We start from the raw sequence: 15,667 nt of genomic DNA, 5'->3' as shown, positions 1-15,667 counted from the left end.
TGTCAGCGTCGCACCTTCACTCCGGCCGCCTCGCGATCCCAAATATCCGCCGTGACGCCCGCCTCACGCAGCACGCCCTTCTTGATCTTGCCGTTCTCCGTCAGCGGCATCTGGCTCAAAATGCGCACGTAGCGCGGGATGGCGAAATAGGCGATCTGTCCTTCGCAATGCCTGACGATGTCGACAGGCTCCAGCGATTGTCCTGGTTCCAGCAGGATCGCGGCCGCAACCTCGTCCTCTCCCAGTTCCGAGGGCAGCGGGTAAATCGCACAGGCGGCGACCGCGGGATGGGACTGGATGGTCTGCTCGACCTCCCAGGAGGATACGTTCTCGCCACGCCTGCGGATCGAATCCTTCATGCGGTCGATGAAGCGATAGTGTCCGTCGGGATCCCGAACCACACGATCGCCCGAGTGAAACCACAGATTTCGCCAGGCCTCGACCGTCTTCTCCGGCATGCCAAAATAGCCGGTGGCAAAAGCAAACGGTTCACTCGCGCGAAGCACGAGCTCGCCGGCCTCTCCATCGGGAAGAGCTGAATCATTCTCGTCGACGATCCGGGCTTCGATGCCTTCGGCCAGATAACCCATCGTCCCCGGACGATCCGACGGAATCGTGCCGGCGAACACGAAGTTCGTTTCGGTCGACCCGTAGCCGTCGACCAGCGGTACGCCAAAGCGTTCGCGGAACGGAGCGTGGATCTGCGGCGGCACTCCGCCGCCGAGCGCAACGCGAAGACAATGCGTCGAATCGTTCGCCGTCTTCGGCTGCGCCAGCAGCATCGACGCCATCGCGCCGAGCAGATAGCCGACCGTCGCATTGTGCCGTTGCGCGGCGGCCCAAAAGCCGGAGGCGGAGAATTTCGGCTCCAACACGTAAGTGCATCCGTTCAGGAGCGCCTGATAGAACGCATTCAGCGCGTTGGTGTGGAACAGGGGCAGCGTCGTGAACAGCACATCGCCCTCGCGGATGCCGAGCGCACGCGCCGAATAGATGCCCCACCAGAACAATTGCGCCTGCGGACAACACACACCCTTTGCAGGCCCGGTGGTCCCCGATGTGTAGAGGATCGCAACGGTGTCGCCAGGGCGGACAGCGCCCGCTGGCGCCGCGGCTCCGAGAGCCGGCAACGGCAACGCGGACAACCTGGCATCGATTGGCTCATCGGCAGCTCCGATGATCCAGGTCCGAGGCGGCAGATCGCCCCCCGCCTCCACGCTGTCGATCGCGCCCGCGAACTGAGCCTCGACGACAAGCAGCGCTGGCCGCGAGTTGCGGAAGATGTGGGAGAGCTGGACACCGCGCAACGCGGTATTGATCGGGACCGCGATGGCCCCGAGCCACGCGCAGCCGAGATAGACCTGCAGGAACTCCGGACGGTTCGAGCACATCAGCGCGACCCGATCGCCCGGCTTGATTCCGGCATCGACGAGAGCCCGGGCCGACGCGGCCGCGATCGCCGCGGTCTGCGCAAAGGACCAGCGCGTCTCACCCGCGACCAGCAGGACGCGCTCACCATGGCGTTCCGCCTGCCGCGTGAGGATAGTGGACAGAATCCGGTCCGACGGCGGAAACGACGTCACCGCACGCATCGGGGCCAGTGTCACGTTCTCCCGGCCAACCGCCCCGTTGGTGTTCGCCGGTGCCCCGTGCTCCGTCACCATCATGCTCCCGCCTCAGGGCAACAGCTTGTATTTGCCGTCCTCGATCTGGACCATGATGCGCGAGCGATCGTCGACGCCATGCCGATCCGCCGGCGTATAAGTATAGACGCCCTGCGTCCCGACGACCTCCTTGGTCGCGAACAGCGCCTGACGAAGCGCGGTTCGGAATTCCGGCGAGCCCGGCTTGGCACCGGTTGCCATCGCGCGCTTGGCGGCGTCGGCGAAGACCAGCCAGCCGTCGAAGGAATAGGACGAGAAAGAATCCGTCGGCGCCTCGCCGTTCGCTTTCTCGAAGGCCGCACGGAAATCCAGGGCCACCTTCTGAATCGGATTGTTGGCCGGAAGTTGCTCCGCGGCGGTCACAGGTCCAGTCGGGCAGATGATGCCGTTGGCGGCCTTGCCGGCCAGACGCAGGAAATCGGCGCTGATCAGCCCGTGATTGCCGTAGAGCGGCCCTTTATACCCGCGCTCGGACAGCGCGATGACCGGCAACGCGCCGGGCGTCCCGGTGCCGCCGAGCATGATCGCGTCAGGACGTGCGGCGAGCGCGCGCAGCACCTGGGCTGTAACCGAGGCGTCCGATCGGGCGTAGCGTTCGTTGGCGATGATCTTGATATCGGCGGTCTTCGCACTTTGCTCGAGCGAACTGTACATGAGGTCGCCGAACGCGTCGGAGAAGCCGATGAACGCGACGGTCTTCAGGCCCTTCGCCTTCATGTGGTCGACGATGCCTTGCACGAGCAGCGGCGTTGGTTGCGGCGTCTGGACGACCCAGGGGCCGCCGTCGCCAGGCGGCACCGGCGCGATCGGCGACACCGCGATCATTGGAGTCTTCATCTCGATTGCTGCCGTCGCCATCGCGAGCGTCTGCGGGGCACCAGACGTGCCGATGAGGACATCGACCTTCTCCTGCTCGACGAGTTTGCGAGCGTTGCGCGCAGACGCCGTCGGATCGGAGCCGTCATCAAGCTGGATGACCCGAATCTTCTCGCCGCCGATCTCGCCGATATAGGCCTGCCCCGCCGCGATCCCCTTCGCGTTGGGAATTCCGATCGACGACACCGGCCCGCTGAGGCCGGTGACGAATCCAACGAGGATCTCGGCCTGCGCTGCTTGCGGGACGACGAGAAGCAATGCAGTGGAGACCAGCAGACTCTTGATCACGTTCATGGCACCTGTCTTTCGCGAATATTTCTTGTTCTGATTGGCAAGCGCCATGAATTCACTTCAGTTTGACGAGACCAGCGCGATGACGCGAAGCGGACTGCCGGAGCCGTTCTGGATCTTCAGCGGCGAGGCGACGATGATGGCGCCGGTGGCCGGAAGCTGATCCAAATTGCAAAGGCATTGCAGGCCGTAACGGCCAGCGCCGTGCAGGAAGTGATGCGCCGGATAAGGCGGCTCGAAATGCCCGGCCTGCCCTGCATCCGTACCGATGGTCTCGGTGCCGAATCCGATGACGCCGCGCTCTTCCACCAGCCACTTCATGACGGCCGCGTTCGGGCCCGGCGTGTGCGCGCCGTCATCCCTGAGATTGGCGTAGTCGCGCCAACCCTTCTTCGACCAATCGGTTCGCAGCAGCACCCAGTTCCGCTCTGGGATGCGGCCGTGTTTCGCCTCCCAGGCCTCGACGAGTGGAACCGTCAGCAGGAAATCGGGATCCTGGGCCGCCTGCGCCGAGCAGTCGATGACACAGGCCGGCGCGATCATGTCCTTGGCCGGCATCGTGTCGACGGCATTGTTCGGCAGGTCCTTGCCGGTGAACCAGTGGATCGGCGCATCGAAATGCGTGCCGGTATGTTCGCCGAAGGTGACATTGTTCCAGTACCAGGCCGGGCCGCGACCGTCGTATCGCGAGATTTCCTGGATGCGGACCGGCGCCGCCTGGCCGAACTCCGGCGGCAGCACGATGACCGGAAAATCCGGACTGAGCGTAAAGGTCAGATCGACGACGCGCACCGCGCCGGAAGAAATCGCACCCGCCAGCTCCAGGAGATTCTTGCTTTGCATCGTCACGTCCTCCAGCTTGGTTGAAATTCCGATTTCACCTGTCGAGCTCTCGTTCGAGCGCTTTTGGATTGGCAGCGAGACGCTGCCGGATCTCTTCGGCGACATCTCCGACATACATCTCCTCGAGGCCACCTTTGAGCCCCGACACGATCGCCTGCGCGACTGCGCGCGGTGCGACCTTTGGCGGGGGCACGGTCTGGAACCATTCGGTGTCAACGGGCCCGGTGAAAAGATTCATCACCCTGACGCCGCCGGGCCTGAGCTCGGCACGAAGGCAGTGCGAGAGCGACAGGCACGCCGCTTGCGAGGCTGAGTAGGCACCAAAGGCAGGCCAACTCGCCAACGCATAGACCGAGAGAATGTTGACCCAGGCGGCGCTGTTGCTGATGCCGTCGGCGCCGCGCATCCGCATGGCGGGTCCAAAGGCCTGCGCGAGGTTGATAAAGCCGAGATAGGCCTGATCGATCTCGTCGCGTGCGATGCTCGTGCCCCTGCGGTCGAGCAGTCCGCCCGGTCGCACATATTCTGTCGTGTTGACGAGGATATCGACCTTGCCGCCGATGTCGGCCGCGAGATCAGTGGCCGATTTTTCGTCGGCCGCGTCGAGGGTCACGATCTCGATTCCGTCCTGACCGCGAAGCAGGTTTTCGCCGGCGAACGGACGCCACGGTTCGGCAATGCCGACGAACACCGTCTTGGCGCCCGCGGTCTTCAAGGCCGCGACGGCTTCCTGGCCGATCACGCTGCGGCCGTTGGTCACGAGCACGCGTCGGAATTTCGGATCGGCCGTCATTTCCCGCCACTGCTTGTCGTCTGCCATGTTGGGAGTCTCCCCTTCGGGATGGGCAAAGGCCACCGCCTGGCCGCTCTTGTCGAGTTGAAACGACATGCGGACGGCAGCGCCCTCGGCGCAGTCGGCATGAAGATGGGTCACGATCGTCGGACCGCAATCCATCCTGACGAGGCCGATCCGCCACGGCGCCCGTTCGCGGAAGTAGACGTCACTCGGCACCCGCGCGGTCGTCTCGGCGAGCAGCATGCCACGACGGGGCGCGTCGACGAAGGCGAGGCCGGACGACAGGCAAGACGGGCATGCCTCCCGCGCGGGATAAGCAAAGGAGCCACAAGCCTCGCAGCGTTGCAGCATGAAGCGGCCTTCGGCGGCCGCCCGCGTGAACCCATGCGACGTCCTGCTGCGCGGTCGCGGTGGCGAGGCCGGCAGTCGCGTTCGCAACAGCGGGTTCTTGCGCCGGGGCGGCTTGATCGGCTCTATCATCGCGAGGGCCCTGCAAGGATCGCGGCGCCCGAGGCCAGACCGCGGTCATAGTTGATCATACCGAACCCGGACGCCAAGGCGAGGCTTGCATTCCCGACCTGGGTAGGGCCCGCAGTCCCCAGAACCTGCCGCAATCCTTCGACGAGACCGAGATAGGCGCCGGCAGCACCGGCCTGCCCGGCCGAAAGCTGTCCGCCCGACGTGTTGTGCGGAAAGTCACCGCCGATGGTCAGATCGTGCTGGCGCACGAACTCGGCCCCCTCCCCCTTCTTGCAGAAGCCGAGATCCTCGAACTGCATCATCGTGATGACGGGATAGTCGTCATAGGTCTGCACGACGTCGAGATCATCGGGCTTCACACCGGCCATTGCATAGAGCTCGCCGATGTCCATCGCCCAACCGCCCCGCACCTGCATCGGATCGTCGGCGAAGGCATTGTGCCGTTCGATCGTCGACAGAAGTCGCGCGGCCGGGAGCCTCAGCGAGGCCGCTGTCTCTTCGCGCATGACGAGAAACGCTTCCGCACCGGCGCAGGGCATCACGCAATCGAACAGGTGGATCGGATCAGAAATCGGCCGTGCCGCGAGATATTGCTCGAGCGTCAGCGGCGTCTTCATCAGCGCATGCGGGTTGCGCAAGGCATTCGCGCGTTGGGCGACCGCGATCCTGCCGACGTCCTCGCGCGTAACGCCGAAAGTCCGCATGTAGTTGCGCGCGATCAGCGCGAAGCTCGAATTGGCGCCGCCTGCGCCGTAGGGGTAGACGGCATCCTGATTGAAGCGCGAAAAGTTCTCGAGCGTCAGCCTGAAGGAATCGACGTGGTTGGTGTCGCCTGCCACGCAGGCCACGATGTCGGCGTCATGGGCCTGAACCGCGCGCGCAGCCTTTCGTAAGCCGGCGATGGCGCTGGCGCCACCGAGCGGGATCGTATCCAGCCACCGCACGCACAGACCGAAATGCTGCGTCAGCCCGACCCCGCTGTCAGTGCCCATGGTGAAGCTGGAGACGCACAGACCATCGATATCGGACGCCTTGATGCCGGCCTGCGCGACGAGCGCGCTGAGCGCTCGGCCGATCCACCATTGCGCGCTTTCGATGGAGTAGCGCACATAGGGAATCGTGACGGGCGTCGCGATCACGACGCCATCATACGGTGTGCGTAAGGTATTGGTCACCGTCGGCCCGCCTCGTTCATTCGCCTCAAACCACCGTCAATTTCACGTCAATATTGCCACGGGTTGCGTTCGAATAGGGGCAGCGCTCATGCGCGCCGGCGACGACCTCTTCGGCCACCGATTTCTCGACACCGGGCAGATTGACTTTCAGCTCGACAGCCAGCGCATATCCGACGGGGACCGGCCCCATCGCGACCTTCGCAGTCACCGAAGGCTCGGCAGACGGCACCACCTTCCGCGTCCGCGCGACGAGCTTGACCGCGCCGAGGAAGCACGCGGCATAGCCGGCCGCAAAGAGCTGCTCGGGATTGGTTCCTTCGCCGCCGGTGCCGCCCATCGATTTCGGCAAGGACAGCGACACCGACAAAAGACCGTCGGCGCTGGCGGCCTTGCCGTCCCGACCGCCGGTCGCCGTCACCTCGGTCTCGTACAGGATCTTTTCGGGGGTCATCATGGCTTGGTCTCCAAGAACAATCTGGCAGGACTAACGGTCGTTACGGGCGAGCAACGCGCGGAAATCCGCCCGCGCCTGGGCGCTGGCGCGCTTGAAGCTCGGCCCGCGGCTGGGCTCGGTGCCATTGAGCCGCCGGAGCTGGACCCACATCTCGGCACTCTTCAGCGCCACCGCCGCACAATTGACCACCGGCGCGTGGCCGACCTTCAGGCCATGCTCCTTCCCGATCAGGAGGCCTGGCAGCACGCCGGCCGGGATCACGACGTCCGCACCGCGCTCGACCAGCGGAAGAGCGCACGCGACAAAATCCTCGATCATGCGGGCTTGCGCGGCCTCGTCTCCGGCGAACGCATCGGCGAAATCCTCCGGCTTGCAGCCAAGACCGGTCACATGGACCACGCGATCACGGAGGCCGTAGCGCTCGGCCTGCTCGTAGTGCCAGACCTCGAAGACGGGATCGAGCGTTACAAGGCCGAGCCGCCGGCCGAGCTGCGAGGCCGCCAGCAACGTCGCCTCGCCGGTCCCGATCACGGGAATGTCGAGCGCCGAGCGCAGCTCGTAGAGTCCGGGATCCTGGAAATGCCCCATGACAAAGGCGTCGAACCCGCCCTCCTCGGCCGCGATGCCGTTATCGATCGCCTGGACGGCGCAGCGCAATTCCGCAAGCCGTCCGAACTCCCGGTCCGGCGGCGTAATGCCCTCGACATGAACCGTCGTGCCTGATGCAGCGATGTTGTTCAGGTATTCCGACAGCCGCGCCATGTAGGGCGCGTTCACGCTCGCATCAACAAAGCTCTGCCAGAAGATGCGCATCGTCCTTCTCCTCAAGCGGTGGTCGGAGGATCGGTCGTCGGCTGCCGATGAATATTTCAACCATAAACTAATTCACCCGTCAAATGCGTGCGGCGGCGCTGGCGACCGGCACCGTCGCGGCAAGGCGAGCACGGCGTTTTCGTTCATTCGATCCGCGAGGAAGCGCCGCACACTGACGAAATTGTATGCAGCAACATTTTTTTCTGACAGCCCCGTGACACGTGTTGACGACGCCACCGGCAATACTTTAGGCTTTAAGTAATTCCTCGCCGGTCAAGGACCGGTGGCCATGACAATGATGTTGCAGGGCACCGATTTTGAGAGACTCAATCGTGTGGACAGTCGCCGTGCTCGAACAGCCGGCAGTGGCAGCATCGCCGGCCGCGGATCGCGGCCGCGTCATTGGCCTTTCATCGCTCCAGAAAGGGCCTGCCCGCATTTGCCGATGGGCCCGTTGTTCGAGCAACAAGCACCGCCATGGCTGCTGACGCGCGGCCGAGCAGACTCTCTATCGATCGCGCCCGGATTTCGGCGCCGCAGCAATGCTTTCAACCGGTTCGTTCGTCGCTCGGGCTCCCCGCGCGGCGGCTTCGAGGCATTCCTATCCAGCACCAACGGAGGAGAACGCATATGCGCAAGACTCTGAGCCTATTTGCACTTGTCGCCGGAATCTTCGCCGCTCCGGCTGCACAGGCCGATATCACCATCGGCTTCGTCACCTCGCTCAGCGGCAACGGATCGTCGATCGGAATCCCCTATGGGCGCGGCATCAATGCGGCCTATGAGTACAAGAAGACCATCAATGGCGAAACCATTCGCCTGATCCAGCTCGACGACGGCTCCGACCCGTCGGCAGCGACCCGCAACGCGCGCAAGCTGGTGGAAGAGGAGAAGGTGGACCTCCTGATCGGCACCGCGACGGCACCGTCGACCATCGCCATGGCGGCGGTGGCGAGCGAGCTGAAGGTGCCGATGATCGCGGTCTCGCCGATCGGCAAGCTGCCGGAAACGCCCGAGCAGTGGGTGGTGTCGGTGCCGCAGCCGGCGTCCCTGCTCGTCAAGATCGTCGCCGATCGCATGAAGCGCGATGGCATGAAGAATATCGGCTATATCGGCTTCTCCGACGCATGGGGCGACCTCGTCTATAACGGCGCCAAGGCAGCCGAAGCCGCCGGCGACATCAAGATCCAGAGCAACGAGCGATATGCCCGCACCGACACCTCGGTCACCGCGCAGATCCTGAAGGTGCTTGCCGCGCGGCCGGATGCCGTACTGGACGGCGGCTCGGGGACGCAAGGCGCGCTGCCTCTGCTTAGCCTCGCCGACCGCGGCTTCAAGGGCAACACCTACGGCACAGTGGCGCTGGTCAATCCGGACTTCGTCAATGTCGGCGGCAAGGCGGCCGACGGCATTCAGGTCTCCGCCGGTCCCGTCATCGTCGCCGAGCAACTGCCCGACGAGCACTTCGCCAAGAAGATCGCGCTGGATTTCCGCAGCGTCTACCAGAAGACCCACAACATTCCGACCACCGACGGCTTCTCCGCCTACTCCTTCGACGCCTGGCTGATTTTCGCCAACGCGGCGGAGCGCGCGCTCAAGACCGCGAAGCCCGGAACGGCGGAATTCCGCACCGCGCTGCGGGACGCGATCCTCAGCACCAAGGAGCTGCCGGGCGTCCATGCCGTCTATAACTTCAAGCCAGGTTCCGTGACCGGCGTCGACGAGCGCTCGCTCGTCGTCGTGCGCCTGACCGGCGGCGCCTGGAAGTACGCGCCGTAGCCGGACGGCGGCAGGCAGCCAGAAGGAGCAACGGCGTCTCAATGACGAGCGACATCGCAGCCATCCTTGGGATCGACGGGATCGCCACCGGCGCAGTCTATGCGCTGGTGGCGATCGGGACCGTCCTCATCTTCACGGTGACACGGGTCATCTTCATTCCTTTTGGCGACATCGCCGCATTCACGGCCCTGACGCTGGCGGCCCTCGATGCGAAGCGCTTTCCCGGAACCGGCGCACTCGTCGTCATCCTGGCCGGCCTCGCGACCCTGATCGAGATCATCTCGCTGCTGCGCTCCGGCGAGCTTCGCCTGCTGCCGCGTGCCCTCCTTTTTTATCTCGTACTTCCGCTCGCCGTCGTCGGCCTCGCCTGGCTGACGATGCGCGCCGAGCCGCCGCTTGCCGTCAGGCTCGTGCTTGCGCTGATGCTGATCACGCCGATCGCGCCGCTTCTGGACCGGATCGTCTTCCGCCCCATCGCGGACGGAACGGTGCTGTTGCTGCTGACGGTCTCCGTCGCGCTGCATTTCGCGCTGGTGGGCCTCGGCCTGCTCTTCTTCGGCCCCGAAGGCGTCAGAACCGAACCGCTGACGTCGTTCTCGACCGAGTTCGCCGGCGTGCTGGTCTCGGGCCAGACCATGCTGATCGTGATTGCAGCCCTCGTTTTCAGCGGCCTGCTCTATCTCTTCTTCGACTTTACGCTGGTCGGAAAATCGCTGCGCGCCACGGCCGTGAACCGGACCGGCTCCCGCCTGATGGGGATACGGCCCGCCCGCGCCGGCACGATCGCCTATCTGCTGGGATCGCTGATGGCGGGCGTATCCGGAATCCTGATCGCGCCGGTCAACACGGTGTTCTACGATTCCGGCTTTCTGATCGGCCTCAAGGCCTTCGTCGGCGCCATCGTCGGCGGCATGACCAGCTATCCCGGGGCTGCGATCGGCGCCGTCGGCGTCGGCATCCTCGAGAGCTTCGCATCCTTCGAGAGCAGCGCGCTGAAGGACGTCATCGTGTTCTCGCTGCTGATCCCGATCCTGATCTGGCGATCCCTCGCCTCGCTGCATTCCGAGGAGGAGATCGAGGAATGACGCGCCTTCACGTTCAGCTTGCTGCGGTGGCGGCAGTGGTGTGCCTCGCGCTCGCCCCTCTCGTGCTGAGCCCGTTCAGCATCACGTTGATGAACTATATCGGCATCTACTCGCTGGTCGCCATCGGCCTTGCGCTGCTCACCGGCGTCGGCGGCATCGTGTCGTTCGGACAGGCGGCGTTCGTGGGCGTCGCGGCCTATGCGACCGCCTGGGTCTCCGCATTGAACGGATACTCCCCGTGGCTCGGCCTCCTGTTCGGCGTGGCGCTGACCTGTTGCGTCGCAGCCATCCTCGGCGTCGTCACCTTGCGGCTCCAGGGCCATTTCCTCTCGCTCTCGACCGTCGCCTGGGGTCTCGCCATCGGCTTCCTGTTCGGCAATGTCGAGGGACTCGGCCGCTTCAACGGCATCTCGTCGATCCCGCCGATCAGCATCGGATCGCTCGCGCTGGTGTCGAGCGCGCAGATCTACTTCCTGATCTGGGGCATCGTCGCGGCCGTCCTCCTGCTCGGATACAATCTGCTGGACTCCAGGCTCGGTCGCGCCATGCGCGCGCTGCGCGGCGGCAATACGCTGGTCGAGAGCCTCGGCATCAACGCCTTCCGGATCAAGCTCGTGACCTTCGTGATCGCGGCCTTTCTGGCTTCGCTCTCGGGCTGGCTCTACGCCCATATGAGCCGCTTCATCAGCCCGGGCCCGTTCGATGCAGGCATGGGCATCGAATATCTGATGATGTCGATGGTCGGCGGCGCCGGTAGCCTGCTCGGCGGCGTCGTGGGTGCCGCCGTCGTCACCCTGCTAAAGAACAGCGTGCAGGACTATCTGCCGCTGATCGCCAAGGGCGCCTCCGGCCAGCTCGAGATCGTCGCCTTCTCCGCATTGTTCATCCTGTTCCTGCAATGGGCGCGGCAGGGCATCGTGCCGTTCGTCGCGCGCTATCTGCCGAAGATCAAACGCGAGCGGCCGCAGCCTGCGCCGCCGCTGCCGCGTCGCCCCCAACCGACGCCGGGCGAGCTGCTTCTGAAAGTCGACGGCGCCGAGCGCCGGTTCGGCGGGCTGGTCGCGGTCAACAATGTCAGCTTCGAGGTCCGGTCCGGCGAGATCCTTGCCGTCATCGGCCCGAACGGCGCCGGCAAGAGCACGATGTTCAACTGCCTGACCGGCGCGCTCAGGGTCAACAAGGGCGAGATCGTCTTTGCGGGACGCCCCATTACGCATGATGCGCAATCCCGCATCGCCAAGGCGGGTGTCGCGCGGACCTTCCAGCACGTGAAGCTGCGGCCGCGCATGAGCCTTCTGGAAAACGTGATGCTCGGCACCTACGCCCGCACCGGCACGGGCCTGTTCGCCGGCGCCTTCCGCCTCAACCAGCGTGAGGAGGCCAGCGCGCGGCACGAGGCCCTGACGCAGCTCGAGCGCGTCGGCCTCGGTGAAAAGCCGTTCGAGCTCGCAGGCAATCTGCCGCTCGGCAACCAGCGTATCCTGGAGATCGCCCGTGCGCTGGCCGCCGACCCGGCGCTGCTGGTGCTGGACGAGCCGGCGGCAGGCCTGCGCCGCCAGGAGAAGCTGCGGCTTGCGGAGCTGCTTCGCTCGCTGCGGGCGGACCATCTGACCATCCTGATCGTCGAGCACGACATGGAGTTCGTGATGTCGCTGGTCGACCGCATCGTGGTGCTCGATTTCGGCTCAAAACTCTGCGAAGGCGCGCCAGCGGCGATCCGCAGCGACGAACGGGTTCAAGAGGCCTATCTCGGAGGCGTCGCGTGAGCGGGATGTTTTCCATGACGGACGTGACCGTCTGCTACGACAACGTCGAAGCGGTCCGCAACGTCTCGCTGTCGATCGAAGAAGGCCAGATCGTCACCGTCATCGGCCCGAACGGTGCCGGCAAGACCACGCTGCTGATGGCGGCCATCGGGCTGCTCGCATCGCGCGGCCGCATGGTCTTCCAGGGCGGCGACATCGGAAAAATGTCCGTCGAGGATCGCGTCGAGCGCCGGCTGTGCCTGGTCCCGGAAAAGCGCGAGCTGTTCTCCGACATGTCGGTCGCCGACAATCTTCTGCTCGGCTCCTACAGCCTGCGCGACCGCTCCGGCGTCCAGAAGACGCTGGGCGAGGTCTACGATCGCTTTCCCCGTCTGAAGGAGCGGCAACGCCAGGCCGCCGGCACCCTCTCCGGCGGCGAGCGCCAGATGCTCGCACTCGGGCGCGCGCTGATGGCCAAGCCGAAGCTGCTGATGCTGGACGAACCGAGCCTCGGCCTCGCGCCGCTGATCGTGCGCGAGATCTTTCGCACCATCGCATCGCTGCGCGATCTCGGCGTGTCGATCCTGCTGGTCGAGCAGAACGCCCGCGCCGCGCTGGAGACGGCCGATTACGGCTACGTGCTCGAGACCGGCGAGATCGTGCAGTCCGGCCCCGCCAGGGATCTCATCCACGATCCCAAGCTGATCACGGCCTATCTCGGCGGACACTGACATCAGGCCGGGCTTTCGCGGCCCGGCCCCAAGACTATCGAAAACAACCCCATGCACAGTAGCCGGTGACAGCGACATCAATGGTTTAGTCGCAGGAAACTGCTGATTTTGCGAAATCCGCTTGATCCGTCGGGCAAAACAGTGGCATGATGCCATCATCGCCGCTCGCCGGGGGTGCGGACGGCGGTCCGACAGTACAGAAGGCCAGGTCTGGACAGCGAATGTGGCCAGCTGAGTCCGTGCGCAGAAGCGCTCCATACGGGCAGCCAGCGATACAGTCGTGCTCTACCATTGATCCACGTCAAGGTCATGCCCGCGCAGGACGTAGTCTGTGGCGGGCAAAACGCGCCGTTCTGAGGATGGGAGCAGCAAATCATGACGACCCTCGAGGTTGGTATGACGGCCGATGTGCGGTCAGTTCCCAAGGCGAAGTCCCGCAACCCCGCGATCGACCGGGCCCGTACGTTTCTGACCCTGGTCGTGTTGCTGCATCATGCCGTGATTCCGTACACCTATTTCGGCCACACCGACCCGAAGTACTTCTTCGGCTTCGACATGATCGTGCTCGCCACCGACAGTTTCTTCATGGCGATGTTCTTTTTCCTGTCCGGGCTGTTCGCCTGGTCCGGCATCGCCCGTAAGGGGGTGGCCAACTATCTCCAGGACCGCTTGCTCCGGCTCGGCCTGCCGTTCTTGATCTGCGCCTTCACGGTCATCCCGCTCGCCTACTACGCCATCTCGCTCCGACAACACCCCGAAATCGGCTTTTCGGAGTACTACTGGAACATGATCACCAAGGGCCCGTGGCCGAGCGGACCGATCTGGTTTCTCTGGGTCCTGTTCGCCTTCGACCTGGCGGCGTGCCTGCTGTTTCGACTGCGACCCCACCTGCTCGACCCGCTTAATCGTCTTTCCCTGCACGGCCGCCGCCGGCCGGCCGACTTCTTCGCCGTCATGCTGGCCGTGACCGCGGCGTTCTACATTCCCGGGCTGATGCACTACGGACACAGCACCTGGTTCGAGTTTGGGCCATTCTCGGTGCAGCTCGGGCGGGTGATGCTCTATGCCAGCTACTTCTTTTTCGGCGCCGGTATCGGCGTCGCGAATATGGACCGCGGCCTGCTCGCGGCCGACGGCCGCATGGCAAAGGTCAGCTGGGAGTGGATGGTGCTCGCGATCGTGCCGTACTGTCTGCTCTGGGGACTGATCTACATCAAGCGGGAAATCCTCGGCAATCCATCGCCGCTGCCGGACTGGTACGAAGGCCTTTACGCCGCCTGCTTCACAGTCTTCAGCGTCGCCATCATGTTTCTCATCCTGGCGTTTTTCCAGAGGTTCAAGCAATCGGGCACCGCCAGGCTTCTCGACCCGATGCAGGCAGACGCCTTCGGCATCTTCCTGGTGCACTACCCGATCGCGCTTTGGCTGCAGTATTGGCTGTTCGATTACAATCTACCGGCGATCGTCAAGGCGACCGTCGGCTTCGTGCTGACAGTCGCATTCAGCTGGGCGCTCACGCGCGCGCTGCGGCAAATTCCCGGCGCAAGCAAGGTCCTGTAGCCGGAGCAAGCCGGTCGTTCGCCGCGACGAAATCCGTCGCGTCCAATACGATTTTTTAAGGCCGAACGCTCTATCTACGACCTTCAGACCGTGCGTCTCGGACAAGTCCGGTCCGGGGAAAAAGCGTCTCGGCCCGCGGCGCCCGGCGGCGATTGACGGACGAGATCATGCACCGACAGATCACTCCTGGGAGGCCTCGCTTGCCAATCTCCACCGACGGCCGCCGATCATGATGCGATGCCGGTCCCGCCAATTCGGACTGCTCGTTGCGACGGCCGCCGTCCTGTCGCTCGTGATGCCTGCAACGGTTTCGGCGCAGCAGGAGGTCGACTGGATCACGAAATTTCCACGCAACCCCGTCCATGTCGCCGCCTGGCCCGGCGGCAAGAAAGTGGCCGTGAGTTTCGTGCTCTTTGTCGAGGAATTCGGCTTTGGCCAGGGACCGGTCTACCGCCCCGACCTTGCCGGCCGGAGCCCGGATCTCGTCAACGAAAACTTCCGCCAATATTCGTTGAGTTGGGGAAACCTGCGCGTCGCCCGCCTTTTCAGGGATCTGGATGTGCCGCTCAGCATCGCCTTGAATGCGGAATTTCCGCGCGCCCATCCGTCGGAATGGAAGGAGCTTCGCAGCCTTCAGCCGAACGCGCCGATCGTCGCCCACGGCATGAACAACACCAGCCACATGCTGCCACTCGGTCGTGGCCTCGATGAGCAGAAAGGCTACATCAACGACACCCTCGCGCTCATCGCGTCGACGACGGGCGTGAAATCGACCGGCTGGTCGAGCCCGAGCGTCTATGCCAATTCCGACACAATGCAGGCGATGGCTGCCGCGGGCGTCACCACCATTGATGGCATGGATTCGGACATCGTATCGCAGCTCGACACGCCGAACGGACCGCTGATGCTATTGCCCTATCCAGTCGTTACCGTCGACATGGGGCAAAATCTGTCGCGCATGAAGTCATCGACCGAGATCGAGAAACTGTGGCTCGATTACGTGATCGAGCTCGCCGAGGAAGCGCGCGGTGATCCGGCTCGCGAGGCGACCACGGTGGTGATCGGAATCCATCCCTTTGTCGTTGGCACCCCCGATGGCGCAGCCGCGATGCGGCGCGTGCTGGCACGGTTGAAAAACGACGGAAGCGTCTGGCTGACCGACACTGAATCGATGCTCAAGGCCATCAAACCAAAATAGGCCGTCTGGATTGTAAAGCCCCGCTGGGCCGCATAGCGCGCGTCAGCATCGAGAAATGCTTGTTGCCGCTTGCGAATGGAAGGAACTGGACGAGGTTTGCCCACGGGCTATGAGCGACGTTTATCTCCAATGCCGCGAATACAGCCCTCGGGCTGTCGGCGGACCGTGAGGGAAAGC

Annotated in this window: 13 protein-coding genes; 6 read left to right on the top strand and 7 right to left on the bottom strand. The window is 64.3% G+C overall.

Translation table 11 applies throughout. The annotated features are described in order from the left end of the window. Positions 1-2: 2 nt before the first annotated feature. From NLM31_RS17300 to NLM31_RS17270, 7 genes are read right to left on the bottom strand one after another with little or no spacing between them, the layout of a single operon-like run. Positions 3-1,667, bottom strand: coding sequence for an ATP-dependent acyl-CoA ligase (locus NLM31_RS17300; RefSeq protein ID WP_254193009.1), 1,665 nt, complete (start codon positions 1,665-1,667; stop codon positions 3-5). Between the two features lie 9 nt (positions 1,668-1,676). Next, positions 1,677-2,834 carry an ABC transporter substrate-binding protein gene (locus tag NLM31_RS17295; protein WP_254196210.1) on the bottom strand — a complete coding sequence of 386 codons (1,158 nt, stop codon included), beginning with the start codon at positions 2,832-2,834 and terminating at the stop codon, positions 1,677-1,679. A 57-nt stretch (positions 2,835-2,891) separates the two neighbouring features. Then, positions 2,892-3,674: a cyclase family protein gene (locus NLM31_RS17290; RefSeq protein WP_254193008.1), complete on the bottom strand. Its 783-nt coding sequence runs from the start codon at positions 3,672-3,674 to the stop codon at positions 2,892-2,894. Between the two features lie 34 nt (positions 3,675-3,708). After that, positions 3,709-4,950, bottom strand: a complete 1,242-nt coding sequence (locus tag NLM31_RS17285; protein WP_254193007.1) for an SDR family NAD(P)-dependent oxidoreductase — start codon at positions 4,948-4,950, stop codon at positions 3,709-3,711. After that, positions 4,947-6,125, bottom strand: coding sequence for a thiolase family protein (locus tag NLM31_RS17280; RefSeq protein ID WP_254130510.1), 1,179 nt, complete (start codon positions 6,123-6,125; stop codon positions 4,947-4,949). Before NLM31_RS17280 ends, NLM31_RS17285 begins: the two co-directional genes overlap by 4 nt. Before the next feature lie 25 nt (positions 6,126-6,150). Further along, positions 6,151-6,579, bottom strand: a complete 429-nt coding sequence (locus NLM31_RS17275) for an organic hydroperoxide resistance protein (RefSeq protein ID WP_375167491.1) — start codon at positions 6,577-6,579, stop codon at positions 6,151-6,153. Between the two features lie 30 nt (positions 6,580-6,609). Beyond that, complete coding sequence (locus tag NLM31_RS17270) at positions 6,610-7,392, bottom strand: aspartate/glutamate racemase family protein (protein ID WP_254130509.1); 783 nt, start codon at positions 7,390-7,392, stop codon at positions 6,610-6,612. Between the two features lie 630 nt (positions 7,393-8,022). Here NLM31_RS17270 and NLM31_RS17265 point away from each other — a divergent pair. The 6 genes from NLM31_RS17265 (at position 8,023) to NLM31_RS17240 (ending at position 15,490) form a co-directional block, all read left to right on the top strand. After that, positions 8,023-9,171 carry an ABC transporter substrate-binding protein gene (locus tag NLM31_RS17265; protein WP_254193006.1) on the top strand — a complete coding sequence of 383 codons (1,149 nt, stop codon included), beginning with the start codon at positions 8,023-8,025 and terminating at the stop codon, positions 9,169-9,171. A gap of 41 nt (positions 9,172-9,212) precedes the next feature. Then, entirely contained in the window at positions 9,213-10,256 is a 1,044-nt protein-coding gene (locus NLM31_RS17260; RefSeq protein WP_254130507.1) for a branched-chain amino acid ABC transporter permease, read from the top strand. Beyond that, a complete protein-coding gene (locus tag NLM31_RS17255) occupies positions 10,253-12,022 on the top strand; it encodes an ATP-binding cassette domain-containing protein (protein WP_254193005.1) in 1,770 nt (589 codons plus the stop codon). The genes NLM31_RS17260 and NLM31_RS17255 overlap by 4 nt, the downstream gene beginning before the upstream one ends. Further along, positions 12,019-12,732, top strand: a complete 714-nt coding sequence (locus NLM31_RS17250) for an ABC transporter ATP-binding protein (RefSeq protein ID WP_254193004.1) — start codon at positions 12,019-12,021, stop codon at positions 12,730-12,732. The genes NLM31_RS17255 and NLM31_RS17250 overlap by 4 nt, the downstream gene beginning before the upstream one ends. Positions 12,733-13,107: 375 nt before the next feature. Further along, positions 13,108-14,292, top strand: a complete 1,185-nt coding sequence (locus NLM31_RS17245; protein ID WP_254193003.1) for an acyltransferase — start codon at positions 13,108-13,110, stop codon at positions 14,290-14,292. A gap of 229 nt (positions 14,293-14,521) precedes the next feature. Then, entirely contained in the window at positions 14,522-15,490 is a 969-nt protein-coding gene (locus NLM31_RS17240) for a polysaccharide deacetylase (RefSeq protein WP_254193002.1), read from the top strand. Positions 15,491-15,667 lie beyond the last annotated feature (177 nt).

It is taken from the genome of Bradyrhizobium sp. CCGUVB4N (assembly GCF_024199945.1).
Classification (GTDB): Bacteria; Pseudomonadota; Alphaproteobacteria; order Rhizobiales; family Xanthobacteraceae; genus Bradyrhizobium.
The sequence above is the reverse complement of the archived record's forward strand: the minus strand, read 5'-3'. Positions and strand labels throughout refer to the sequence as shown.